This is a genomic window from Alcanivorax sp. HI0083, from assembly GCF_001635175.1.
The window spans coordinates 1-903 of sequence record NZ_LWFX01000737.1 but is presented as its reverse complement, the minus strand read 5'-3'; the positions used below and the strand labels follow the sequence as shown (position 1 = coordinate 903).

The 903-nt window shown below is 56.3% G+C and carries 2 protein-coding genes; one reads left to right on the top strand and one right to left on the bottom strand.

Features of this window, described 5'->3' with window-relative positions:
• On the bottom strand, positions 1–222 hold a 222-nt coding region (locus tag A3754_RS07230), incomplete at its 3' end, for a LysR family transcriptional regulator (protein WP_156496883.1).
• Between the two features lie 190 nt (positions 223–412).
• Here A3754_RS07230 and A3754_RS07225 point away from each other — a divergent pair.
• Positions 413–903 (top strand): aconitase family protein (locus tag A3754_RS07225; RefSeq protein WP_255363124.1); only part of this gene is annotated, 491 nt, incomplete at its 3' end.

Sequence of the window (903 nt, the reverse complement as noted above, 5' to 3'; positions counted from 1 at the left end):
GTCCATCAGTACCTGGCGTGCGCGCGGCAGCAGTGAGCGGCCGGCTTCCGTCAGTTGGATCTGGCGGCCCACACGATCAAACAAGCGGGCCTCAAGCTGTTGTTCCAGCAGGGCAATCCGTTTGCTGATGGCAGGCTGAGTGATGTACAGGCGCTCAGCTGCGGCAGAAAATGAGCCGGTTTCGGCAACGGCCATAAAGGCTGTTAGCGTTGGGGTGTCGATCATTCCCGGGGCATCCACAGTGTCGGTACAGGGGATAATAATTGGTTATCTTAAAAATGAAAAATATGAATTGGATTTATTGATGGCGTAGTTCTACATTAATTACCAGTGATAAACCAGCCCCAGTGATAAACCCGCCTGTAGTTGTGACAATACGCTGCGGCACTACGCTACGCTTCAGGAGAAAGGCATGGCAGGCAAAACCCTCTATGACAAATTGTGGGAAGCCCACCTCGTTACCCAGCGCGAAGATGGCTCTGCGCTGATCTATATTGATCGCCAGATCATCCATGAGGTGACCTCGCCCCAGGCGTTTGAGGGCCTGCGCCTGGCGGGTCGTCAGCCGTGGCGGACCAGTGCCAGTGTGGCCACCATTGATCACAACGTGCCGACAACCCCGTTCAAGAGTGCCGCCGACATCGCCGATGACACCTCGCGGATTCAGGTGCAGACGCTGCAAGACAATACCCGTGAATTCGGTATCACCGAGTTCGGAATTGGCGATGTACGCCAAGGCATTGTGCATGTGATGGCGCCGGAGCAGGGTGCTGTGGTGCCGGGCATGACCGTGGTCTGTGGTGACTCCCATACCTCCACCAACGGCGCGCTGGCGTGTCTGGCCCACGGTATTGGTACCAGTGAAGTTGAACATGTATTGGCGACCCAGACGTTGGTGGCCAA